This is a genomic window from Rhizobium sp. NFR07 (assembly GCF_900111905.1).
Taxonomy (GTDB): Bacteria; Pseudomonadota; Alphaproteobacteria; order Rhizobiales; family Rhizobiaceae; genus Neorhizobium.
On record NZ_FOKM01000019.1, the window covers coordinates 53,115 to 75,813 of the forward strand.

The 22,699-nt window shown below is 59.6% G+C and carries 22 protein-coding genes; 7 read left to right on the top strand and 15 right to left on the bottom strand.

All coding sequences use genetic code 11. The features are described from left to right. Positions 1 to 29 precede the first annotated feature (29 nt). Entirely contained in the window at positions 30 to 683 is a 654-nt protein-coding gene (locus BM216_RS28655; protein ID WP_093003062.1) for an HAD family hydrolase, read from the bottom strand. A 1-nt stretch (position 684) separates the two neighbouring features. After that, positions 685 to 996, bottom strand: coding sequence for a DUF3572 domain-containing protein (locus tag BM216_RS28660; protein ID WP_244530377.1), 312 nt, complete (start codon positions 994 to 996; stop codon positions 685 to 687). Between the two features lie 131 nt (positions 997 to 1,127). On the opposite strand from BM216_RS28660, the gene BM216_RS28665 reads away from it, so the two are divergent. Beyond that, positions 1,128 to 1,499: a response regulator gene (locus BM216_RS28665; protein WP_093003064.1), complete on the top strand. Its 372-nt coding sequence runs from the start codon at positions 1,128 to 1,130 to the stop codon at positions 1,497 to 1,499. Positions 1,500 to 1,515: 16 nt separating this feature from the next. Beyond that, positions 1,516 to 2,886 (top strand): PleD family two-component system response regulator, encoded by a 1,371-nt coding sequence (locus tag BM216_RS28670; RefSeq protein WP_093003066.1) that lies wholly within the window; start codon positions 1,516 to 1,518, stop codon positions 2,884 to 2,886. Positions 2,887 to 3,444: 558 nt separating this feature from the next. Here BM216_RS28670 and BM216_RS28675 read toward each other — a convergent pair. The 9 genes from BM216_RS28675 to topA all read right to left on the bottom strand — a co-directional run bounded on the left by BM216_RS28675 (position 3,445) and on the right by topA (position 13,047). Next, positions 3,445 to 3,783: a hypothetical protein gene (locus BM216_RS28675; protein WP_093003068.1), complete on the bottom strand. Its 339-nt coding sequence runs from the start codon at positions 3,781 to 3,783 to the stop codon at positions 3,445 to 3,447. 64 nt (positions 3,784 to 3,847) lie between these two features. Beyond that, complete coding sequence (locus BM216_RS28680) at positions 3,848 to 4,144, bottom strand: addiction module antidote protein (RefSeq protein ID WP_093003070.1); 297 nt, start codon at positions 4,142 to 4,144, stop codon at positions 3,848 to 3,850. Beyond that, the gene (locus BM216_RS28685; protein WP_244530378.1) at positions 4,145 to 4,396 is read right to left on the bottom strand and encodes a type II toxin-antitoxin system RelE/ParE family toxin; all 252 of its coding nucleotides are present in this window, start codon (positions 4,394 to 4,396) and stop codon (positions 4,145 to 4,147) included. It lies immediately after the preceding gene. A 1,007-nt stretch (positions 4,397 to 5,403) separates the two neighbouring features. Continuing rightward, entirely contained in the window at positions 5,404 to 5,571 is a 168-nt protein-coding gene (rpmG, locus tag BM216_RS28690) for a 50S ribosomal protein L33 (protein WP_003547442.1), read from the bottom strand. 91 nt (positions 5,572 to 5,662) lie between these two features. Then, entirely contained in the window at positions 5,663 to 6,847 is a 1,185-nt protein-coding gene (locus BM216_RS28695) for an MFS transporter (protein WP_093003072.1), read from the bottom strand. Between the two features lie 10 nt (positions 6,848 to 6,857). After that, positions 6,858 to 7,544 (bottom strand): NUDIX domain-containing protein, encoded by a 687-nt coding sequence (locus BM216_RS28700; protein WP_143102894.1) that lies wholly within the window; start codon positions 7,542 to 7,544, stop codon positions 6,858 to 6,860. Beyond that, positions 7,541 to 7,987 (bottom strand): DUF983 domain-containing protein, encoded by a 447-nt coding sequence (locus BM216_RS28705; RefSeq protein ID WP_093003074.1) that lies wholly within the window; start codon positions 7,985 to 7,987, stop codon positions 7,541 to 7,543. Before BM216_RS28705 ends, BM216_RS28700 begins: the two co-directional genes overlap by 4 nt. Before the next feature lie 3 nt (positions 7,988 to 7,990). After that, the gene (gene rnr / locus BM216_RS28710) at positions 7,991 to 10,294 is read right to left on the bottom strand and encodes a ribonuclease R (RefSeq protein ID WP_093003180.1); all 2,304 of its coding nucleotides are present in this window, start codon (positions 10,292 to 10,294) and stop codon (positions 7,991 to 7,993) included. Between the two features lie 68 nt (positions 10,295 to 10,362). Next, complete coding sequence (gene topA / locus BM216_RS28715; RefSeq protein WP_093003076.1) at positions 10,363 to 13,047, bottom strand: type I DNA topoisomerase; 2,685 nt, start codon at positions 13,045 to 13,047, stop codon at positions 10,363 to 10,365. 641 nt (positions 13,048 to 13,688) lie between these two features. Here topA and BM216_RS28720 point away from each other — a divergent pair. Further along, on the top strand, positions 13,689 to 14,297 hold the full coding sequence (locus tag BM216_RS28720) for a recombinase family protein (protein WP_093003182.1): 609 nt from the start codon (positions 13,689 to 13,691) through the stop codon (positions 14,295 to 14,297). 221 nt (positions 14,298 to 14,518) lie between these two features. Here the strand turns inward: BM216_RS28720 and plsY are convergent, their stop codons facing one another. The 3 genes from plsY to BM216_RS28735 all read right to left on the bottom strand — a co-directional run bounded on the left by plsY (position 14,519) and on the right by BM216_RS28735 (position 17,441). Further along, positions 14,519 to 15,136, bottom strand: coding sequence for a glycerol-3-phosphate 1-O-acyltransferase PlsY (gene plsY, locus BM216_RS28725; RefSeq protein WP_093003078.1), 618 nt, complete (start codon positions 15,134 to 15,136; stop codon positions 14,519 to 14,521). 80 nt (positions 15,137 to 15,216) lie between these two features. Then, positions 15,217 to 16,506 (bottom strand): dihydroorotase, encoded by a 1,290-nt coding sequence (locus tag BM216_RS28730; protein ID WP_093003080.1) that lies wholly within the window; start codon positions 16,504 to 16,506, stop codon positions 15,217 to 15,219. Then, positions 16,503 to 17,441, bottom strand: a complete 939-nt coding sequence (locus BM216_RS28735) for an aspartate carbamoyltransferase catalytic subunit (RefSeq protein WP_093003082.1) — start codon at positions 17,439 to 17,441, stop codon at positions 16,503 to 16,505. The genes BM216_RS28730 and BM216_RS28735 overlap by 4 nt, the downstream gene beginning before the upstream one ends. Before the next feature lie 342 nt (positions 17,442 to 17,783). Between BM216_RS28735 and BM216_RS28740 the strand changes: the two genes are divergently transcribed. The 3 genes from BM216_RS28740 (at position 17,784) to BM216_RS28750 (ending at position 20,907) form a co-directional block, all read left to right on the top strand. Continuing rightward, positions 17,784 to 18,140 carry a hypothetical protein gene (locus BM216_RS28740; RefSeq protein ID WP_093003084.1) on the top strand — a complete coding sequence of 119 codons (357 nt, stop codon included), beginning with the start codon at positions 17,784 to 17,786 and terminating at the stop codon, positions 18,138 to 18,140. Between the two features lies 1 nt (position 18,141). Further along, a complete protein-coding gene (locus BM216_RS28745; protein ID WP_093003086.1) occupies positions 18,142 to 18,759 on the top strand; it encodes a PIN domain-containing protein in 618 nt (205 codons plus the stop codon). 495 nt (positions 18,760 to 19,254) lie between these two features. Further along, complete coding sequence (locus BM216_RS28750; RefSeq protein ID WP_093003088.1) at positions 19,255 to 20,907, top strand: acyl-CoA dehydrogenase family protein; 1,653 nt, start codon at positions 19,255 to 19,257, stop codon at positions 20,905 to 20,907. On the opposite strand, the gene BM216_RS28755 is transcribed toward BM216_RS28750, so the two are convergent. Next, positions 20,889 to 21,824 carry an AEC family transporter gene (locus BM216_RS28755; protein ID WP_093003089.1) on the bottom strand — a complete coding sequence of 312 codons (936 nt, stop codon included), beginning with the start codon at positions 21,822 to 21,824 and terminating at the stop codon, positions 20,889 to 20,891. The two genes, BM216_RS28750 and BM216_RS28755, sit on opposite strands and share 19 nt — an antisense overlap. Before the next feature lie 170 nt (positions 21,825 to 21,994). Here BM216_RS28755 and BM216_RS28760 point away from each other — a divergent pair, with 170 nt between their 5' ends. Beyond that, the gene (locus BM216_RS28760; protein ID WP_093003092.1) at positions 21,995 to 22,639 is read left to right on the top strand and encodes a TetR/AcrR family transcriptional regulator; all 645 of its coding nucleotides are present in this window, start codon (positions 21,995 to 21,997) and stop codon (positions 22,637 to 22,639) included. Positions 22,640 to 22,699 lie beyond the last annotated feature (60 nt).

Genomic DNA, 22,699 nt, shown 5'->3' on the forward strand with positions numbered 1-22,699 from the left:
GGCTCTACCGGGCGCATGTCACATCGTCCTTAAGTGTGGGAGACATTCTCGATATGGGTGCGGATGAGGCTTTCGGCATGGGGCCAGTCCATCGCCCTGACGATCCCGTCATCTGGCTTCGGCGCCAGAAGATGCAGCGGCGAGTCGGGCATCATGTGGATGACGAGGCAGTTCTCGACATTGTCCCTGACGGAGTGGAGATTATGGGCCATGTCGTCCATGAACACCGAGGGCAGGGCGCGTCCGGCATGCAGCTTGTGCATGACCGGCCCTTTCGGCTCCAGCGTCGCCACCAGCGGAAAATCGAAGCCCAGCCGGTCCAGAAGCCGGCGCCGCGGCTCCTGGTAACGCGGCGGCATGGCGGTCAGGAAGACGACGTCGGCATCGTCGCCGAGCGTCTTTAAGGTTTCTACGGCAAGGTCGAAAGGCATCTGCCAGTCTTCCTGTGCCTCGAAGAAGCTTCCGATCAGGCCTTTGACCTGCGCCTCCTCCAGAGCGATCTGGGTTTCGATCGAGACGATATTGCCGGTCAGCCGGAATGAGCGGGGCAGCAATTCATGCCCGCCGCGACGCAGATAGTCGGCGAAGGGGGCGGCGAAATTCAAGACGACATCATCGACGTCGCAGACGATGAGAGGCCTGTCGCGAAGCCGGACATGGGAAATGTCGACGATCTCGGTCAATTCAGTATTCCCCCGAACCGAAATCAGGCCCCGAATAATGATGGGATGCAGCCACCACCGCTTCAGGCTTCGTCCCGGTCGCTTCGCAAAAGGCAAGCAGCGTCGGTTCGTGCCCCATGATGAAATCGATCATGCCCGCCAGAAAGCCCGGATCCGATATCGCATGACGAATCTGATCCGGGGTTACTCCGGAAAGTGCCAGGAAGCGCTGGAATATGTCCGGTTCGCTTGCCAGCCACCCGAGAACTGCCGCAGCCGTTTCCTCCGCTTGCACGCCCATTGCCTGCTGGTTTGCCGTGATTTTCGGGGGCATGTTCCTGAGGTTACCTCTTTTTCAACTAAATAGCTTTAGCGTCGTCGCGAGCGAAGTTCTGTGGAATCGATTTTCCGGGAGCTTATATGTCGAAGGAATGCTTGCAAGGCGTGATTTAAGGAACGGACCCCATGCCCAAACGGGTCATGATTGTTGAAGACAACGAGCTGAACATGAAGCTCTTCCGCGATCTGATCGAAGCATCGGGCTACGAAACTATTCAGACGCGCAACGGCATGGAGGCACTGGATCTGGCGCGCAAGCACCGGCCGGACCTCATTCTTATGGATATCCAACTGCCGGAAGTCTCCGGCCTCGAAGTAACCAAATGGCTGAAGGAAGACGACGAGCTTCACGTCATCCCGGTCATCGCAGTCACCGCATTCGCGATGAAGGGCGATGAGGAGCGCATCCGCCAGGGCGGCTGTGAGGCCTATGTCTCCAAGCCCATCTCGGTGCCGAAATTCATCGAAACGATCAAAACCTATCTCGGCGACGCGTGAGGACGGAAACAATAAGATGACGGCACGGATCCTGGTTGTCGACGATGTTCCGGCCAATGTAAAGCTATTGGAAGCTCGCCTCCTAGCAGAGTATTTCGATGTGCTGACGGCCGAGGATGGCTACAAGGCACTCGCCATCTGCGAAGGCACCCATGTAGACCTGATCCTGCTCGATATCATGATGCCCGGCATTGATGGTTTCGAAGTCTGTCAGCGTCTGAAGTCGAACGCCCGCACCGCCCATATTCCAGTCGTCATGGTGACTGCACTCGACCAACCTTCTGACCGTGTTCGTGGCCTCAAGGCCGGCGCCGATGACTTCCTTACCAAACCGGTAAACGATACTCAGCTGATTGCCCGCGTGCGCAGCCTTGTCCGGTTGAAAAGCCTGAGCGACGAACTGCGGATTCGTGCCGACACTGCTCAAAATCTAGGGATGGAAGACGTATCGAGAGGATTGGACGGTCGCGAAGAGTCGGCGCAGATCCTGCTCGTTGACGGCCGCGCAAGCTCCCAGGAGCGCATCATCAAGGCCCTGAAGTCAATCGGCGAGGTCACCGCGATCTCCGACCCGCAGGCAGCCCTGTTCGAGGCGGCCGAGAATGCCTGGGACATGGTGATCGTCAACGCCAATTTCGAAGACTACGACCCGTTGCGGCTCTGCTCGCAGCTGCGCTCCCTAGAGCGCACCCGCTTCTTGCCGATCCTGTTAGCGGCAGAGGTGGGGGCCGAGGATATGGTCGTACGAGCGCTCGATCTTGGGATCAACGACTACATTCTCCGGCCCGTCGATCCAAACGAGCTCTTGGCCCGTGCGCTGACGCAAATCAAACGCAAGCGCTACAATGATCGTCTGCGCATGAGCGTCCGCCAGACGATCGAACTCGCCGTGACAGATCCTCTGACCGGCCTTCACAACCGTCGTTACCTCGACAATCATCTTAAGATGCTGTTCGACCGTTCGGCTGCCAGAGGGCGCCCGCTCTCGGCCTGCATCGTCGATATAGATCGGTTCAAGTCGGTCAACGACGACTTTGGCCATGATGCCGGCGATGAGGTGCTCAAAGAGTTTGCCAAGCGCATCCGCGCAACCGTTCGTGGTGCAGATCTAGCGTGCCGCTTCGGGGGCGAAGAATTCGTCGTTGTCATGCCGGATACCGACTCCGAGACCGCTGGCGTCATCGCGGAAAGGCTGCGGGCGATGGTGGAAAGCACACCATTCGTCGTCAAGAGCACGGGGACGCGGCTGGAAATGACGGCTTCCTTTGGCCTTTCTTGCAGTGCAGAGGGCGCCGAGACGCCGGCACAACTGCTCAAACAGGCCGACCTGGCGCTCTACAGGGCAAAGGCCGAAGGACGCAACCGAGTCGTCGCCAACGCAGCTTGACCGCAGGTCGAGCTGGGTCGCCTCGGGCGCAGCTGGCTGGCGTGCCCATTTCCACCGTTGATAACAATTAATTGCGGGTGTGAATTAAGGTAGGATCTTCTTCGCGCCGATCGACCTGTTCAAGGCAGATACCTCTTGTGGCGTGAGCGTATGATAGTTCGGCCAAGTCTTTCGGTCGCCATGTGAGGGAAGTTGCAAGCGGCGTCAGCCCACATCATTTATTTCTGTAGGGGGCTTGGATTTCATATCTGCAATCAACATGTAAGAACGGCGTAGGCGAAGCGCCAGAGATTTGCTCGGTGACCGGAATTACTTACAACTTTTGGTGATTATCTGAGGTCGGAAGAACTTGGGCATTCAAATTTTAACCAACACCGAACCCAAATTGGTCGCCGCGTTAAGAATCTATTGATTTTCTTTTTGCTTTGCGCAATTTTGACTCTAACGGAAGATTGTGCCTTTGCGCACTCTGATACCCCATGATGCTCAGGTCCGCCGCATCTCCTGGGTCGTGGGGTCGGTCGACCGGCAGGCATGCTACTACGGTTCCTCGTGCCGTTATTGCCGGCTGGTCGACCCCCTTTTCCAAAAGCGCCGCTCCCGGCCGGGATGCGGCGCTTTGTCGTTTCCAGGCCAAAGGCCTGCGGAGCGGCAATCGACGTCCTGGATGTCGTAGCACTCCTGGCTTTCCAGCGTTGCAACTGACCAGCTTTCACAATCCGGGGAAAGCGCCGTAGCGGCAAGCCAACATAGGCCACAGCCTGCTTGATCGACCTTATCCGCGATCGGAAGATGCGAATATTCAAATACGCTGGCCGCGATTACGACCGGCAGGGTGACCAGCGTGTGAGCAAGAATGATGCCGCTCAGCGAGCTATTGAGACCGATCGCGGACAACTTGGGCTCCCGGTCAGGCGAGGAGCCGTTCTCAACACCGCCGGTCTAGAAAACGGTAAGTGGTTCAAGCCGCCTTTCCGGCTTGAACCACGGTAAGTTGGAGCCCGAGCGCCTTCATCACGCCAAGCAAGGTCGAGAGCTTGGGGTCGCCTTTTTCGCTGAGGGACTTGTAGAGTGCTTCACGGGTTATCCCGGCATCCTTGGCGACGGCCGTCATGCCTTTCGCCTTGGCGATGTTGCCGAGGGCTATGGCAATATCGGTGGTGTCGCCATCTTCAAAAGCTATTTCGAGATACTCCTGGATAGCTTTGTCGCTTGTGAGAAGTGCGCTTGGGTCCCACGCAGTTGTTTCGATAGCCATTCAGACCTCCTTCGCCATCTCTATGGCGCGTTTGATATCTCGATCCTGCGAGCCCTTATTGCCGCCGGAAAGCAGGATCACCACTTCCTTGCCTTGCTGGACAAAGTAGACGCGATAGCCGGGGCCGTGATCAACACGTAGTTCACCGATGCCGCTAAAATACTTGGCGTCACCGAACAGACCGACGCCAAGACGATCAATCCGCTTCTGGATGCGAAGCTGGGCGGTACGATCCTTGAGGACAAGAACCACCTGGCGAATACATCTGTTTGGCGGATTTCAATCATGTGTAACCTTTAGATTACGGGTGCTGCCTCGTCAAGGAGAGTGTGAACTATAGGTTACGGATGTCAGCTAAGCTACCTTGGTGATAAGCAGGTACCGAGCACGATAATTTCAAGTCCGTCATCGTCGAACTGGTCGAAGTCGGGTTTCAGATGCGGACGTAGTTTCTGCGCCAGCGTCTTGTCATCGATGGCTTCTCCATAGAAATCTCCTCCTGTCAGCGTCGATTGAACTTTCCCTTGAACTCAGCATCTCCATGGTAGCACGGATGGCCGCTGATAGACTGAGGCGGCCGAGTTGAAGCGGCCCACAGCCTCGTTAGGCACGAAAAAGATTTGCATCTGCCGCGCGTCAGCGACTGCCTGTAGGGTCGCAGCCTCCGGGTTGATTTCAGCACACTCGAGAAGAGAAGTATCGGCCTAGTCGAGGCAATCAGTGCCCGAGGTCACGTGAGACATCAACGCAGCTTTTCTCAAAGCTCTGCCTTGCTTCAAAAATGACAGCACGTCTCGCACCTACTGATTGTGCATGATTATATCGGATGAAAATATTAAGATTTATTAGGCCTGCGATATCGGTGCCTGAGATGAATTTAGCTACATAAAATACCAGAAATATGAAGTTAAAATCATTTTTGTCCTTTCGGAGCCCGCTGACCTTGTGGACACGCCGATGCAAAGCATGGGCCGGTCAGGCATGAAACAGCGTATGAATAACGACAGTGGAGGCGCTTGCAGCCCTTGGCCAGCCGAGCGTAGTCGGCGCGTGGCACGTGATCTTTGAGGCGGCACCAAAATCCGCCGATGCTGTTTTCACACTCTTGAAATCATGAACCGTTGATCTGAAAAGGACCGCCAAAGCCGCCCGCGGGAGTAAAACGAGCAGCGCGGTCTGCGCAAAATCGGCGAGAGAGCCCGAAAAGAAAAGGCGCCTGATCTTTCGATCGGCGCCTCTTAAAACCGGAAGATCAAGAATTACTTGATCTTGGTTTCCTTGAATTCAACATGCTTCTTCGCGACCGGGTCATACTTGGTCTTGGTCATCTTGTCGGTCATCGTGCGGCTGTTCTTCGTGGTAACGTAGAAGAAACCGGTGTCAGCCGTCGACAGCAGCTTGATCTTGATGGTCGTAGCTTTCGCCATGGTTGTTCTGCCTCTAAGAATAGGGAAGCCGCGGACGCCTATGTGCTCCACGGCTAAATCTGGCGCGAAATTACAAATCGCGCGCCAAAAGTCAACTCCGTTTTGGTCGGAAAAACGGGCGGCTGAGCGCGATAGCCACGTAAAAGCCGAAGAAAGCCGCCAGCGCCCAGGCGAAACCGCTATTGCCTGCCACGTCCATGGCGGCACCGATGCTCTGCGGACCGGCCACGGTTCCGACCGCATAGCAGAAGATGAAGGCCGCGTTCGCGGCCGCCAGATCGGCTCCGCTCAGGCGCGATCCGAGATGCGCAAGGCCTACGGTATAGAGCCCCGAGACGCATCCACCCCAGAAGAAGAGGATGACGGCCATGAGGATCCAGTTATGGACGAGCATCGGAAGTGCAAGCGATCCGAGCACGCCGAGCACAGCCATGCCGGCGAGCAGGGGGCGTCTGTCACGCATTTTGTCTGAAATCAGTCCGAGCGGGATCTGAAACGCCATATTGCCGATGCCCATCACGGTGAGCAACACGGCTGCCTGTGATTCCTGCAGTGATTCGCGCAGCGCGTAGATCGGAAACAGCGAGAGACCGCCGGCCGAAACCGCGCCGAAGGCGAAGACCGCCGCGGTCGCAGTGGGCACCAGGAAGATGTAGTGGAAGAAGTGACGCTCGGGCTTGGTGTCGAGCACCGGGCTTTCATGCCGCGCGACGAAGATCGGGATGAGCGCCATCAGGATGATGATCGCACCGACGAGGAAGGGCAGGATGCCGTCGCTGCCGAGCAGCGAGAAGAGCAATGGTCCCAGAGCAAAACCGACCGCAAGGACCGTCGCATAAATGCCGAGCACGAGGCCCCTGCGCCGCGGCGGTGCTGCCTCGTTGATCCAGAATTCCGACAGGATGAACAGCGTCGTCGTCGCGCCATGGAAGGTGAAGCGCAGCGGAAACCACATCCAGAACGATTGTGCATAATAGAAGCCGATGGCGCTGACGGCTGCGATGACGACGGCGAACATCATCGTTCGGGCCACGCCGCAGCTATGGGCGAGCTTGGTCGTCAGCGGCGCGGCGAGCATCGAGGCAATGCCGGCCATGGCGGCATTGAGACCGATCAGGGTCGAAGGAATGCCGCGCTTTTCCAGGATGATGCTGAGAAGGGGAAGACCGAGGCCGATCGCGATGCCGACCGCACTGATGGCGGCCGTGGCTGCGATCAGCGACGGCCAGTGGATCTCCTCGACATGGCCGTTCTCATCGGTCGTCGGCTGCGGCATTCACTATTCCTTACAGTCGGCTTTGGACGAAACGCCCGTGACGCATGGAGTAAAAGGTGACGGGGTTCCCGAACGGGACAGACGGATCGGTCTTCATCAGATCTCTGACATCCTCCAATACCGTCTGCGTAATCCGCGCGAGTTTCAGACCAGAAATTGTAGCGATGTCAACCCATTGCAAGTCCTGCAACTCGTCCGTATCGCCGAAATACGTCAGGTCAAAGACGCCGTCCTGGCAAAACGCAAGAAAGAAGCGGGTATCGTAACGTCTTATGTGGCCCGGCGGTGTGATGGCGCGGCTGACATAGCGCAACTGGCCAAGATCAGGCCCAGCTTCACCGGCCGGGACTATCCCGGTTTCCTCGCGAAGTTCACGCAATGCCGCAAGCGCCAGAGCGCGGGCACGCGCCGGCATCATGCCGCGAGGGCGGTCACCCGTCAGTTTGGCGAGTACGAGCGGATGAAGGTCGCGGCCGAAGGGCAGGGCATGGTCGCCGCGATCGCGGCGGCCGCCCGGAAACACATAGACATCCGGCATGAAGACATGGGCACTGGCGCGCCGCCCCATCAGGACGCGCGGTGTCGATCCATTACTGTCGATGAGGATGAGGGAGGCAGCATCGCGGGGACGCACGCCGATATGGAACTCGCGGCCATCCACCACGTATTCGAGGGGAGACGTATCTGCCGGTTTCATGGCAGGGGGGCGCCGCGTCCCGGATCGTTGTCGTCATCGACACCGCCGAAGCCGTGCATGCGGTTGGCCCATTGCAGGCCGATGACGCCACCCTTGATGGGCTGGATGGTGACAAGCGCGGCAAGCACCGCAAGCGGCACCCAGATCGCCATATGGACCCAGGGCGACACGCGCCAGACCATGTCGGTGAGCATATAGCCCGTCATCAGCACATGGCCGACGACGACGATGACGAGATAGGCCGGCAGATCGTCCGCTCGCTGGTGAGTGTAGTCCTCGCCGCAGACGGCGCAGCGGTCAACTGGCTTGAGGAAAGCCCGAAACAGCCGGCCTTCACCGCAATGCGGGCAGCGGCACAGGAGGCCGCGCTTGATCGATTGTCCGAGATGACGGTCGGGCGCGCGGCCGCCATATTTCACGGTCGATCCGGCGCGCTCGTCCATCACCTATCTCCTGCGGCCGCGGGGCGGGCGGGTGCCCGGCTTCTTCGGCCCACCACCCGGCCTGTTGCGGCGACCGGCCTTGTGGAAGGAACGCGTCGCGGTCGGCAGTTTCTTGCCTTCGCTCAGCATCTCGAATTGCAACGCACCGGCGAGCGGCACGGCAGCTTTCAGCCGCACATCGACGGTATCACCGAGCTGGTAGCCGAGACCGGTGCGTTCGCCCGACAGTGCCTGATGCGCCTCGTCATAGATGTAGTAATCCTGCCCGATCGTCGAGATCGGCACGAAACCGTCGGCGCCATAGGTCGGCAACGAGACGAACAGGCCGGCCTTGGTGACGCCGGAAATGCGACCCTCGAACTCTTCGCCGATGCGTGTTGAAAGATGGTGGGCGACGAGACGATTGACGGTATCGCGTTCGGCTGCCATCGCACGGCGCTCGAAGGTCGAGATTTCGGCGGCGATATCGTCGAGCTGTGCTTCTTCTTCTGGCGTGATGCCGCCTTCGCCCAAGCCGAGCGAACCCACCAGCGCGCGATGCACGATGAGGTCGGCGTAACGACGGATCGGCGAGGTGAAATGCGCGTATTTCATCAGATTAAGGCCGAAATGGCCGATGTTTTCTGGGCTGTAGATCGCCTGGCTCTGGGAGCGCAGCACCATCTCGTTGACCATGATCTGGTGTGGCGTGCCTTCCGCCTGCGACAGGATGCCGTTGAACGAGTTGGAGCGCATCTGGCCGCCCTTGACCATCGAAATGCCGAGCGTGTGGAGAAACTCGCGCAGCGTCTCCTGCTTGGCAAGCGACGGGCCGTCATGGATGCGGTAGATCAGCGCCTGGCGCTTCTTCTCCAGCGTCTCGGCGGCGCAGACATTCGCCTGGATCATCATCTCTTCGATGAGCTTGTGGGCGTCGAGACGCTCCGGCACGAAGACCCGGTCTACGGTGCCGTCGGGCTTCAGCAGGATCTTGCGTTCCGGCATGTCGAGCTCGAGCGGCTGGCGGCGGTTGCGGCCAACCGTCATGATCCGGTAGGCGTCCCACAGGGGCTTGAGGATCGGTTCGAGCAGCGGTCCGGTCTTGTCATCCGGTTTGCCGTCGATCGCGGCCTGTGCCTGCTGGTAGGAGAGTTTCGCCACGCTCTTCATCATGACGCGATGGAAGGTATGACCCGCCTTGCGGCCTTCCTTGGAGAAGACCATGCGTACGGCCATGGCCGGCCGGTCCTCGCCTTCGCGCAAAGAGCAGAGGTCGTTGGAAATCCGCTCCGGCAGCATCGGCACGACGCGGTCGGGGAAATAGACCGAATTGCCGCGCTTCAAAGCTTCGCTGTCAAGCGGAGACTTGGTACGCACGTACCAGGAGACGTCGGCGATCGCGACGGTGACGATCACGCCGCCCGGATTGTCGTCAGACGTGTCCGGCTCGGCATAGACGGCGTCGTCATGGTCCTTGGCGTCGGCGGGATCGATCGTCACCAGCGGCACGTCGCGCCAGTCCTCGCGCTTCGACATGGAGGCGGGCTTCGCAGCCTCCGCCTCGTCCATCACCTGCTTTGGAAAGATATGGGGAATGCCGTGGGAATAGATGGCGATCATCGAGATCGCCTTTTCGGATGCGACCGAGCCCACGACCGAAAGCACCCGGGCACGCGGCAGGCCGAACCGGCCGGACCGTACGGTTTCGCTCTCGACCAGGTCGCCGTCCTTGGCGTCTCCGAGGCCATCGGGCTCGATCACCATTTCCTCGCCGCGCCGGTCGGTCGGCAGCAGGCGGATTTCACCGTCGGCCAACTTGTGGACGACGCCGAGCGTCGCGCCACGGCGCTTGTCGATCACCTTGATGACGCGTGCCGTGTAGGCGGGACCGGTGCGATCCTTGTTCGGAAAAATCTTTGCGAGGATGCGGTCGTTGAGCCCGGCTGCCGGCGTCTTGCCCTTGCCGCGTTGCTCGTTGGACTGGCGGATCAGCACGGCCGGTGCCGCGCCCTGATCCTCGGGCCATTCCGCCGGACGGCCGATCAGTTCGCCATCCTTGTCGCGGGTGGTGATGTCGAGGACTGTAACCGGGGGCAGGGCGCCGGGGCGGGTCAGAGACTTGCGGCCTTTCTTCAGCAGCCCTTCGTCTTCGAGCTGGCGAAGCAGATCCTTCAGCTCGACGCGTGTTTCACCCTTTAGGCCAAAAGCCTTGGAGATCTCCCGCTTCGACGCCTTGTCCGGATTGTCGGAGATGAACTCAAGCAGGACTTCGCGCGGAGGGATCACGCCCTGGATGATGGCGGGCTTGCCCTTGGAGCCGGTGGACATGCCACGCTCGGCTCGCTCAGTGCGCTTCCGCTGGCGGTGCGATCTGTTGCCGTCGTCCTGCTCTTCGCTCACGTATCCGTCTTCTTCGTCTTTGCAGCGGTTTTCTTGGCCCCAGCCGTTTTAGAGGGGGCCTTCTTGGCGGCAGCCTTCTTCGGCGCGGACTTTTTCGTATCGCCGTCAGCCTTGGCGGCAGCCTTTTTCGGCTTGGCCTTGGACTTGGCCGGTGCGGCCTTTCCACCCTTTTCGATGATCAGCGCCATGGCCTGTTCCATCGTAACCGACTGCGGGTCCATGCCCTTAGGCAGGGTCGCGTTGACCTTGCCCCAGTTGACATAAGGACCGTATTTGCCGTCGCGCACGGTAACCGAACCGCCATCCGGATGGTCGCCGAGTTCCTTCAGCGCCGCCGGTGTTCCGCGGCCACGGCCGCCCGGACCCTTGGCAACCTTTTCGGCCAGCACGGTCACGGCGCGGTTGAGACCGACCGAGAACACGTCTTCGATGGACTCGAGATTGGCATAGGTGCCGTCATGCAGCAGGAACGGTCCGTAGCGACCGAGGCCGGCCGATATCATCTTGCCGGTTTCCGGATGCGGGCCGACGTCGCGCGGAAGGCTGATCAGCGACAACGCCTTCTCGTGGTCGATGTCTTCCGGCTTCCAGCCCTTCGGCAGCGAGGAGCGCTTGGCTTCCTTGCCGTCTCCGCGCTGGATATAGGGTCCGAAACGGCCCGACCGCAGCGTCAGCGGCTCGCCGGTCGTCGGATCCTCGCCGAGCGCCTTCGGCTCGTTGAGGCCGGATGCATCCGCCTCCGCACCGCCTTCGGAGGAAAGCTGGCGGGTGAAATTGCATTCCGGATAGTTCGAGCAGCCGACGAAGGCGCCGTACTTGCCGAGCTTCAGCGATAGGTTGCCGGTGCCGCAGACCTGGCAGATGCGCGGATCCGAACCGTCTTCCCGCTTTGGGAAGACCAGCGGCGCGAGTGCTTCGTTCAGAGCATCGAGCACGTTGGTGACTCTCAGTTCCTTGGTGTCCTCGATCTGGGCGAAGAAGTCCTGCCAGAAGTCGCGCAGGACCTGCTTCCAGTCGAGCTCGCCGGCGGAAATCTTGTCGAGCTTCTCTTCAAGGTCGGCTGTGAAATCGTATTCCACATACTTGGTGAAGAAGCTTTCCAGGAAGGCAGTGACGAGCCGGCCCTTAGAATGCGGGATCAGTTTGCGCTTTTCGGTGACGACATATTCGCGGTCGGACAGCGTCTTCAGCGTCGCGGCATAGGTGGAGGGCCGGCCGATGCCGAGCTCTTCCATCTTCTTGATCAGCGATGCTTCCGAATATCGCGGCGGCGGCTCGGTGAAGTGCTGGCTGGCATTCACCTTTTGTCTGTCGAGCTTCTCGCGGGCGTTGATTTCCGGCAGGCGGCCGTCCTCGTCGTCATCCTCGGACTTATCGTCCTCGTCGCGGCGATCCATGTAGGCGCTAAGGAAGCCGTCGAAACGGACGACGGAACCGACAGCGCGCAGGCCAGCCTTATCCGGACCGTTTGCGGCGATGATCTCGACCGTGGTGCGCTCCATTTCGGCCGACGCCATCTGGCTGGCGATGCCGCGCTTCCAGATCAGCTCGTAGAGGCGTGCCTGGTCGGCATCGAGGAACTTGCGCACCTGGTCAGGCGTGCGGTTGAAATCGGTCGGGCGGATCGCTTCGTGGGCTTCCTGGGCGTTCTTTGCCTTGGTGGAATAGAAGCGCGGCTTTTCCGGCAGGTAGCGGTTGCCGAACTGATCGACGATGGCGGCACGCGCAGCATCGATCGCCTCGGGTGCCATCTGCACGCCGTCGGTACGCATATAGGTGATGAGGCCGACCGTCTCGCCGCCGATATCGATGCCTTCATAGAGCTTCTGTGCCACCTGCATGGTGCGGGAAGCGTTGAAGCCGATGTTGGAAGACGCTGCCTGCTGGAGGCTCGACGTGGTGAAGGGAGGGCCGGGATTACGCTTGACGGGCTTTGCCTCGACGCTCTCCACCGCGTAAGCCGCACCTTCAAGCAGTGTCTTCAGGCGGTTCGCATCGTCGCCGGTCTTGATGCCGCGCGGCTGGATCCGCTTGCCGTCCGCCTGGACGAGCTTGGCCTCGAATTCGTCGCCGCGCGGCGTTTTCAGGAGAGCCGAGAGGTTCCAGTATTCTTCGGAGACGAAACGCTCGATCTCGTTTTCGCGGTCGCAGACGAGGCGCAGCGCAACGGACTGGACGCGACCGGCGGAGCGGGCGCCCGGCAGCTTGCGCCACAGGACCGGCGAGAGGTTGAAGCCGACGAGATAGTCGAGGGCACGACGGGCTAGATAGGCATCGACCAGAGGCACGTCGATGTCGCGCGGTGCGGCCATGGCATCGAGCACGGCCTTCTTGGTGATGGCATTAAAGACAACGCGCTTGACCGGCTTGTCGCCGAGCACCTTTTTCTTCTTCAAGAGATCGAGCACGTGCCAGGAAATGGCTTCACCCTCGCGATCCGGGTCGGTCGCGAGAAACAGGCCATCGGAGCCCTTCACGGCATCGGCAATATCCTTCATGCGCTTCTGCGACGCACTGTCGACCTCCCAGGACATTTCAAAGTCCTGGTCGGGAAGCACCGAGCCATCTTTCGCGGGAAGATCGCGGACGTGACCAAAAGATGCGAGAACCTTATAGCCCGAGCCAAGATACTTATTGATCGTCTTGGCTTTGGCTGGAGATTCTACGACGACAACATTCATTTTTGTTTCTCTGTATAGAGCAGGGCCCGAAAGTGATGGTGATCCAGGCGACGTTTGACTTCCCGACATGGAGGGCGTTTGTGCCGCGGTCAAGGCCCTAAGTGAAAATAGCGCTTTCTGTGGCGCAATCATGGGATGCGGATGGCTTGTCTGCAATCAACTCGATCAAGCGCCAGCTTCACAGTGAGGCTTCTTTCGAATCGAGACTGTCAGCGGTGGTCCACCCCCAGCTCGATTATCCATCGCAGGGCGATCTTGGTCATGGTTTGGGCTGGCCGGCAGCCGCTGTTGTCGCCGAGGCATACTTGCCTCAGAGCTGCAAAAGACGCAGCACCTCATCTACCTTTTGGCGCGCCGGTCTGTGCCGGGTTTGGGTGACCGGCTCGTCCAACGGAATCTTGCACCAGGATTAGGTATCGCAAGGTCGAAGGAGGTATTCCCAGCTTCTGCAGGTTCCGGCAATGTTAGCACTGGCCAGCGCGCCACTCCCACATTCAGACGTCCAGATTTCGCATGGCGATTATCGTCATCTTAGGCTACGATCTTTGGACTGGCGTTGAACGTTGCTCGTGATGTCGCCCAGTCAATTTTTAGATGAGGTTATCGAGCTAACGATCCAATGTTACCTTAGGGGGCTACAAATGGCAGGCTACGAAATTGGTTATTCGCGCATATCGCCGATTAGCCATTCTGCAGACCTGGAGGCCCAAGCAAAAGATCTGGCCGGCGCCGGTTGCCAAAGGATCTTCAGGGAAGAAGTTGTATCCTCAGATCCAAGTCGCCCGCAAATGAACAATGCCTTGGATGCCATTGGTTCGGGCGACACATTGGTCGTGACGAAACTCGACCGGCTTGCAAGGTCGATGGCCGATCTTATGGATATCCTGGCAAGACTAAAGGTTAAAGGTGCACAGCTTCGCGTTTTAGCGCTCAACCTGGATACGGGAACACCGCAAGGCGAACTAATGGTCGATATGATGCGATCCATCGCCCAATTCGAACGGGATCTCGTGATCGAACGGCAGCGGGAAGGTATCGCCAAAGCCAAAGTCGAGGGTCGGTTTGTCGGCAGAGCGCCAACTGCGAGGCGAAAGACCGACGAGGTCATGCGGTTAAGTGAGCAAGGCCATAAGGCCCGCGCTATAGCAAACCAGCTCAAAATAAGCGAAACCAGCGTCTTTCGTATTCTCCGCTCTATGTCTTCAACGGCCAAACCTGCGACTGCGGATAGAACGCCAAATATGCAATGAAGCGCAACGAGACTCCGCGGGCGTTTCGGCCAGCTTAATCCGTAGACACGGCTGACGCGAACCCGAAAAGCTCATATCATAATACTTTGCCGTTAAAATCATTTGACGTTGCCGGGGCATGCTGTGCCAGCATTTTGAAAGGATCGGCTGAACGAGCGGTCCTTTGCGTCTCGCCTCTCAATCCTGTGCCATTCGCTTTCAGGGCGGGCTCCGATACGGATCTATCCCTTTTTGCCTATCCTGCTTTCAGTTCCGGCAATTAGCCGCTCGATATTGGCCTTGTGCTTCACCCAGGAAATCACCGTCATCAATGCCATGACGGCAGCGATTTTCGGTTCCTGGATGAACCACAGCACAGCCGGGATAACGAGCGTCGCGACGAGTGCCGAGAGCGATGAATATTTGCTGATCTTGGCGACTGAAAGCCAGACGGCTGCGAAGACGAGTACCATCCAGGGCGCAACACCGAGAAGGGTGCCGATATAGGTTGCGACACCCTTGCCGCCTTTGAAGCCGAGCCAGACCGGAAAGAGGTGACCGATGAACGCGGCAAAGCCCGCGAGCAGGCCGGCTTCCGATCCGAACGCATACCAGCCGATCAGCGCTGCGACTGTGGCCTTCAGCGCATCGAGCAACAGCGTCGCGGCGGCAAGCTTTTTATTACCCGTCCTGAGAACGTTGGTGGCGCCGATATTTCCGGAACCGATCGAGCGGATATCGCCGAGACCGGCAGAACGTGTGAGCAACAGGCCGAAAGGGATCGAGCCGAGAAGGTAGCCCAGGATCAGCGCCCCGGCTGCGATCGGCAGGGTGATCTGCCAGTTGAGTAGTTCGCTCATTCGTAGCCTCGGGTCCTTTGCCCCTCATCCGCCTGCTGTCCCCTCCCGACATGCGGGGAGAGGGGCATTCTACTATCGCGTCACCCGAGATTATGCACGCATTTCCCAGCTACATAAGTAGCAACGGCGCGGCCCGAGAAACGCGCTTCGTCGAACGGCGTGTTCTTGGAGCGAGAGACGATCGCGTCCTTCGAGACGATCCACGGATCGTCGAGATCGATCAGGGTGATGTCTGCCTTGGCGCCCGGCTTCAGCGTGCCGGCATCGAGGCCGAAGATCTGCGCCGGCCTCGTCGACATCGCATCGATCAGGCGCATCAGCGGAACGCGGCCGTCGTGGTGCAGGCGCAGCGCCGCCGACAGCATGGTCTCCAGCCCGATGGCGCCATCTGCCGCATCGGCAAACGGCAGTCGCTTGGTATCAACATCCTGCGGGTCATGTGACGAGACGATGATGTCGATGTCCCCCTTCGCCAGCGCATCGGCCATCGAAATCCGGTCGTCTTCGGATCTCAGCGGCGGCGAGAGCTTGAAGAAGGTGCGGTACTCGCCGATGTCGTTCTCGTTCAGCGACAGATGGTTGATCGAGATGCCGCTGGTCACGTTGGCGCCGCGCGAGCGCGCGACCTTCATCGCCTCGACCGATTCCGGCACCGAGATCTTGGCCGCGTGATACTTGCCCTTGGTGAGAGCGGCGATCCGCAGGTCGCGTTCGAGCGGGATCAACTCGGCTTCCTTCGGCACGCCCGACAGGCCGAGCCAGGAGGCGAACAGGCCTTCGTTCATCACCCCGTTGCCGAGATATTTTTCGCGCAGTTCGAGCGAGATGACCGCATCGAATTCGCGCGCATAGGTCATCGCCCGGCGCAGCAGCAGCGTGTCGTTGAGGCCGTGGCGGCCGTTGGTAAAGGCAACCGCACCGGCTTCCTGCAACAGGCCGAACTCGGTCATCTCCTTGCCTTCCAGACCCTTAGTCAGGGCCGCGGCCGCGTGGACGTTCACGATCGCCTTGTCGCGCGCCGTCTTGTGGACGAATTCGACGAGCGCGATGTCGTCGATGACCGGATCGGTGTCCGGCATCATGATGAAGGAGGTGACGCCGCCGGCAGCTGCGGCGCGGCTGGCGGACTCGATCGTCTCGGTGTGCTCGGCGCCGGGTTCGCCGACATGGACGCGGGCGTCGACGAGGCCAGGCGTGGCGATGAGGCCCCGGCAGTCTCGTACGGCGGAACCCTCGGGCGCGCCCTGGTTCTGCGCGTCCTTGCCTGCGGCGAGGATGCGGCCGTCATCGCCAATGATGATCGTGCCGGTTTCGTCGAGATTGCGAGACGGATCGAGGATGCGCAGGTTCTTCAGGACGGTAGCGGTCATGCAAACTCTCCCTGGTTGGAGGTAAGCAGCGTCTCCATCACGGCCATGCGCACGGCGACCCCCATTTCCACCTGCTGCTCGATGACGCTCTGCGGACCATCGGCGACTTCCGAGGAAATCTCGACGCCGCGGTTCATCGGGCCGGGATGCATGACGAGCGCATCGTCCTTGGCTGCCTTCAGCTTTTCGGCGTCGAGGCCGTAGAAGCGGAAATATTCGCGCACCGACGGCACGAAGGCGCCGGCCATGCGCTCGCGCTGCAGGCGCAGCATCATGACGACATCCGCATCCTTCAGGCCTTCTTCCATCGAATGAAACACCTCGACGCTCATGTCGCGGATGCCCGAGGGGAGAAGCGTGGAGGGAGCGACGACGCGAACCCGTGCGCCCATCGCATTGAGAAGAATGATGTTGGAACGCGCGACGCGCGAATGCAGCACATCGCCGCAGATCGCCACCGTGATGCCCGTCAGCGTTCCCTTGGCGCGGCGGATGGTGAGTGCGTCGAGCAGCGCCTGGGTCGGATGCTCGTGCTGGCCGTCACCGGCATTGACCACCGAGCAGGCGACCTTCTGGGCGAGCAGGGCGGCCGCACCGGCAGACGAATGGCGCAGCACCAGCACATCCGGCCGCATCGCGTTCAGCGTCATCGCCGTGTCGATCAAGGTCTCGCCCTTCTTCACCGACGAATTGCCGACCGACATGTTCATCACGTCGGCGCCAAGCCGTTTTCCGGCGAGTTCGAAGGAGGATTGCGTTCTGGTCGACGCCTCGAAGAAGAGGTTGATCTGTGTCAGGCCGCGCAGGGTGGACGTCTTTTTCTCCCGCTGCCGGGATATCTTCACGGCCTCGTCGGCCTTGTCGAGAAGATAGGTGATGTCCTGGTGGTTGAGACCCTTGATGCCGAGGAGGTGGCGGTGGGGAAAGAAGACCATAAGGCGTGTCTCCGCTTGCGTTCGGCGGTCTATACGTTTTGGGGGGGCAGGCTGCAAGCCGTGGCAGATTTTATCTACGGCTTGTTGATCCAGTCCGGCTCCGTTGGCATCTCGACTTTTGGATATCACAGCACAAGGCCGTCATCCTCGTCCCCGGTTAAAGACTGAAGCTGTGTATGTTTCAGCCTTTGTTCCCTGCGCCTAGGGAGTACCCCCACCGAAAACACCGCGGGCAAGCACGATGCTAGCCGGATGTTTTGGGATACGTCGTTCGTTGGCCATGATCGAAAATCGGTGTGCTAAGGAGTATATAGAAACGGTGTATTTCTATAGGAGCGTGCTGTGTCTTCTACTGTCTCTGCGAACGTTGATGGGAAGATGGCCACCAAATTAAAAATGGTGGCCTCGATAGAGAACAGGTCCGTGTCGAATGCCGTTTCCAGCGCTATTACAGTTTTTGTTGGGCTTCCAAAGGGTGTCCGCGATTTCTTGCTTGAGCTGAACGCACAGGATGATCAAGACACCATCGTAAGGCTTGGCCGCGAAATGATGGCGGCGGCAGCGCGGGTCCGCCTTGAGAAGGCAACGATCGACCTTTCTTCGGAGCATCGATTCGGAGGGTCATCAGGCCCGTCAAACGAGATCGACATCTTAGAAGAAGCGACGGCACTAACACGTGCCTCTGCGACCGCGAAGTAAGATGGATCGTCCTGTCCGAGTGCTGCTCGACGTGAATATCTTCGTCGGCAACATAATCGCGTACGACCGTGGTCATCGAGGAACTGCGACGCAGACCTTGCTGTCTATGGTGAGCAGCCAGAAGTGGGGTCTAGCTGATAAAGCACAACTAGTTATTTCGTTCGAGATGATCGAAACGCTTGAGGCGGTACTGCGCCGACGGCAATTTGCCGAGAACCGCATCAAGGCATATACCGGATCGATCATCGACATGATGAAATATGGGCCAGAGGCGCTCGATCCGTACCTCATCTTGGGCGGGGAAGAACGTCTAGCCACGTCTGACGCAGAGGACGCAGGTGTGCTGGCTACGGCCATTGGAGCTGGAGCGGATATACTGGTTACGGATAATCTGAAAGATTTCGCGACCAAGGACGCCTCGATCCTCGATACCCAAGTCGTGACATCCGCTTTTTCGGGGCAGCGAACTCTCCAGGCTCTCAGATATGAGATCGGTCGTACGGATCTCATCTTTGCGCATCCGTTCGATGTAAAGCTGTGGATGCGTTTGGGACACGACTTTATGCCGGCCAATCTCTGGAACGCCATTCAGAGATCTGGAAACCAGCTTCGCCGCTGAGGGCGCAACGCTTCCTTACATTCGCAACCTTGTTGGCATTTACTTCCTGATTTCCAATTTTTATCTCGTTGGATTATCCTCGATAGAAGTAGGCTTATGCCCCTAGAAAGCGGTCGTCCACGGCGTGGAGCCGCTTTGCTTGTGGAGATGGCTCGAACAAAGGAAGTTGCTACCGTCAATGGACGGCTGTCACGCGTAGATCGTTCCCCAAACGCCACAAGAGCCTTCGTCCGACGTGAGTATCCGCGCCATATTGCACCCCAGACAAACCGGAAGCACTTGGCAGAGCAAAATGCGTTGAAGATCTTTCCGACAGTTTTGACGGGTTCGCTCCCATCCAGCATACGCAAAAGCCGCGACTTCGAGCCCTGATTCTTCACCAAGTTCGCAACAGCTATACATCTGCCTCCCCGAGCCTGCGGCCTTTTGTTGAGAAGAACGATTTGCCGTCGCAGAGCCGTTTCCACTATGAACAAGTTCCGCTAGAACCGGGGCATGAACGACATGTCCCGCGCCGAAGAAAAATTTGCCGAACTGAACCAGCCTGCGCCCTGGTCCGGCATCAATGCCTATCGCTCCGATCCGCTACTGGTCGATCTGACCGCTGGCCTCAATCGGTCGATCCGCGAGGAATATGATCAGCTCGGACGCTATGTGACCTCGCCGGAAGCGCAGGAACTGGCGCGTATGGCGAATGAAAATCCGCCGAAGTTGAAGACCCATGGTCCGCGCGGCGAGCGCATGGATATCACCGAATTCCATCCGGCCTGGCACGCGCTGATGCGCCGCTCGATGCAGAGCGGCCTGCATTCGTCGATCTGGGAGAGCGTGCCGGATGCCAAGGGCAGCGAACACAAGGTGCGTGCAACGCGTTTCTACCTGACGGCGCAGCTCGAATGCGGGCATCTGTGCCCGCTCACCATGACCAGCGCTTCCGTCGCCGCCCTAATGGCCTCGCCGCGGGTTCAGAAGGAATGGGCGCCGAAAATCCTGTCGCGCAAATACGATTCGACCAATCGTCCGGCGATGCAGAAATCGGCTATCACGCTCGGCATGGGCATGACCGAAAAGCAGGGCGGCACGGACGTACGCGCCAACCGCTCGACGGCGGAGCGGGTGGGTGAGGGGATCTACCGTCTCTCTGGCCACAAATGGTTCATGTCCGCTCCGATGAGCGACGGCTTCATCATGCTGGCCAAGACGAGTGATGGCATCGGCTGCTTCCTCGTGCCTCGTCTTCTGGAGGACGGTTCGGCGAACGGCCTGCAGTTCCAGCGCCTGAAGGACAAGGTCGGCAACCGCTCGAATGCCTCGTCCGAAGTCGAGTTCACCGATGCGTTCGGCTATCTGCTCGGCGAATCCGGCGCCGGCATTCGCACCATCCTCGATATGGTGACACTGACGCGGCTCGACTGCGCGCTTGCATCTGCCGGCATCATGCGCGCCTCGCTGGCGGAAGCCGTCCATCATACGCGCGGCCGCAGCGTGTTCGGCAAGAAGCTCGTCGACCAGCCGCTGATGACCCGCGTTCTGGCCGACATGGCGCTGGATGTCGCCGCTGCGACGGCACTGAGCTTCCGCCTAGCCGAGGCCTTCGACCGTGCTGCGAGCAACCCGGCCGACGCGGCCTTTGCCCGCGTCATGACGCCGGTGATCAAATATTGGAATTGCAAGCTCGCCCCATCGCTGATCTACGAGGCAATGGAGTGCCTTGGCGGCAATGGCTATATCGAGGAGCGGCCGATCGCCCGCCACTATCGCGAGGCCCCGGTCAACGCGATCTGGGAAGGCTCCGGCAATGTCATGGCGCTGGATGTCCTGCGTGTCCTGTCGCGCGGCCGCGATCTGTTCGAGATCGTGCTCTCCGGCTTCGAGCGGGACCTCGGCTCATCCGGCCGCAAGACGGTCGAGGTACTCAGGGCGGCCATGGCACTCTGCGAACGGGATGAGGGGGCGGCGCGCCTGCTCGTGGAACAGCTGGCGCTGGCCGCCGGTGCCGCCGAATTGGCAAGGCTTGGTGCCGGCAAGATCGCCGACGCCTATCTGGAAACGCGTCTCGCCGGCGGCTGGCGCTCGACCTACGGCATGCTCGATTCCCGCTTCGACGCCAGCTACATCGTCGATCTGCTTTATCCGCCGGCCACATAGGCGGCGAGCGTCATCACAACGGGTATGCTGAAGAACGACACCGCGACCTGAAGCGTCGCGGCGGCCGCGTAGAATTCCGCGTCGCCGTTCATCTGTTTGGCGAGCAGGTAGCCGTTCATGGCCGTCGGTACAGCGGCGCAGAGCGCCAGCATGACGATGCCTTCGCCCGTGATGCCGAGCGCGAAACCAATGAGGACGCCGACGATCGGGAAGGCGAAGAGCTTCAGAACTACGGCGAGTATTACGAGCGGCCTGGGTTTCAAGGCGTCCATGACCCTTAGCCCGGCACCGACGGTCAGAAGCCCGAGACTGAGCGATGCCTGCGACAGCAGATCAATCGTCTGCAGGACTGGCGCATAAAGCGGAATGCTCGCGAGATTGACCAGGATGCCGAGAGCGGTCGACAGGATCAGCGGATTGGTGACGATCTTGTAGGCGAGCGCCCGGTAACTCCACTCGCGGCCGGAAAACCACAGCAGGACGGCGACGCTGATCAGGTTGAGCGGGATGATGATGGCCGCCATCACCAGTCCGACCATCGTCAGCCCGGGCGTGCCTGATGTCTTGGCGGCGATCGCCAGCGCCACGAACCCGTTCCAGCGTGTCGTGGTCTGGAACAGCGACGTATAGGCCGGCGGCTTGACGCCGATGCGTTTCAACAGCGGCCAGATCACGAGCACGCCGATGGACATGGCGATGACGGCAAGGATGGCAGCGAAGCTGACCGTGACATTCTGTGTGTTGGAGAAATCCGCTTCCACCATCGTCAGGAACAGCAGCGCCGGAAACAGCACGAAATAGCTGCATTGTTCGAGCCCGTCCCAGAAGGACGGGTTGATCACCGGGGCGCGTTTCAGCGCGATACCGAGCAGGACGAGCAGGAAGATCGGGAGGATGCTTTGGAAGACGAGGAGCATAAAGACAGTTTCACATCAGTCCTCCCATCTTCCTTTTGCAGTGGCCTGATTTCAAAAGCAACGCTGTTTTGGAATTTGGCTTATCCTGTGCATGGTTTCCCAATCGACTTGCCGGGCTCCACTCTGCGCTTTATCGCCTCTTCTAAGGTTTGTTAGGAAACGGGCGGACGATGCTGCAGGTCCTCGATATGACGGCGCAACAGAACCAGGCGATGAGGCCGCGCAACCGCGCCGGCACCGAACGCGCCATTTTTCTCGCCGCCCGGGCACTTCTCGCCGAACAGGGTTTCCAGGGCTTCGGCATCAATGCCGTGGCGCGCCGTGCCGGCTGCGACAAGCAGCTGATCTACCGCTATTACGGCGGCCTTGACGGCCTGATCGATGCGATCGGTGAAGAACTCGGCAGTTGGGTGAAAGATAAAATCCCTCAGGATACCGGCGGCATGTTCATCCTCACCTATGGCGACCTGATGGAAAAGCTCTCCATGTATTTTATGGAAGCGCTAAGGGACGATCCGCTGGTTTGCAAGATCGTTGCCTGGGAAGTCTCGCAGGATACGCCGCAGGTCCGCCGTCTGTCGGAATCGCGCATGAAGGCGCTCGGCAAGTGGCTGGAAAAGATGCAGGGCTCGCTGAAGCCGCCGAAGGGCGTCGATACCGCCACCACCAATGCGCTGCTTTTCGCATCGATCCAGCACATGGTGATTTCCGCCGCCGTCAGTGAACAGTTCGCCGGCATTCCGTTGAAGACGGAAAAGGACTGGGAAAAGGTTGCCGCCGCCGTGCGCCGCCTGGTTCGCGCCATCTACGGATGATCTATCGCTCTGAAACGGGGGCAATCTGTTCGTGCGCGATCTTCCTCGGCTATCGGTCGA

Coding starts and splice junctions, on each gene's coding strand:
- BM216_RS28755 (WP_093003089.1), bottom strand. CDS start 21,824: ATGCTCCTCGTCTTCCAAAGCATCCTCCCGATCTTCCTGCTCGTCCTG.
- BM216_RS28670 (WP_093003066.1), top strand. CDS start 1,516: ATGACGGCACGGATCCTGGTTGTCGACGATGTTCCGGCCAATGTAAAG.
- BM216_RS28705 (WP_093003074.1), bottom strand. CDS start 7,987: ATGGACGAGCGCGCCGGATCGACCGTGAAATATGGCGGCCGCGCGCCC.
- BM216_RS28695 (WP_093003072.1), bottom strand. CDS start 6,847: ATGCCGCAGCCGACGACCGATGAGAACGGCCATGTCGAGGAGATCCAC.
- BM216_RS28750 (WP_093003088.1), top strand. CDS start 19,255: ATGAACGACATGTCCCGCGCCGAAGAAAAATTTGCCGAACTGAACCAG.
- rnr (WP_093003180.1), bottom strand. CDS start 10,294: ATGTCCACCGGCTCCAAGGGCAAGCCCGCCATCATCCAGGGCGTGATC.
- BM216_RS28665 (WP_093003064.1), top strand. CDS start 1,128: ATGCCCAAACGGGTCATGATTGTTGAAGACAACGAGCTGAACATGAAG.
- BM216_RS28720 (WP_093003182.1), top strand. CDS start 13,689: ATGGCAGGCTACGAAATTGGTTATTCGCGCATATCGCCGATTAGCCAT.
- BM216_RS28735 (WP_093003082.1), bottom strand. CDS start 17,441: ATGGTCTTCTTTCCCCACCGCCACCTCCTCGGCATCAAGGGTCTCAAC.
- BM216_RS28730 (WP_093003080.1), bottom strand. CDS start 16,506: ATGACCGCTACCGTCCTGAAGAACCTGCGCATCCTCGATCCGTCTCGC.
- BM216_RS28700 (WP_143102894.1), bottom strand. CDS start 7,544: ATGAAACCGGCAGATACGTCTCCCCTCGAATACGTGGTGGATGGCCGC.
- BM216_RS28660 (WP_244530377.1), bottom strand. CDS start 996: ATGCCCCCGAAAATCACGGCAAACCAGCAGGCAATGGGCGTGCAAGCG.
- plsY (WP_093003078.1), bottom strand. CDS start 15,136: ATGAGCGAACTACTCAACTGGCAGATCACCCTGCCGATCGCAGCCGGG.
- rpmG (WP_003547442.1), bottom strand. CDS start 5,571: ATGGCGAAAGCTACGACCATCAAGATCAAGCTGCTGTCGACGGCTGAC.
- BM216_RS28745 (WP_093003086.1), top strand. CDS start 18,142: ATGGATCGTCCTGTCCGAGTGCTGCTCGACGTGAATATCTTCGTCGGC.
- BM216_RS28680 (WP_093003070.1), bottom strand. CDS start 4,144: ATGGCTATCGAAACAACTGCGTGGGACCCAAGCGCACTTCTCACAAGC.
- BM216_RS28760 (WP_093003092.1), top strand. CDS start 21,995: ATGCTGCAGGTCCTCGATATGACGGCGCAACAGAACCAGGCGATGAGG.
- topA (WP_093003076.1), bottom strand. CDS start 13,047: ATGAATGTTGTCGTCGTAGAATCTCCAGCCAAAGCCAAGACGATCAAT.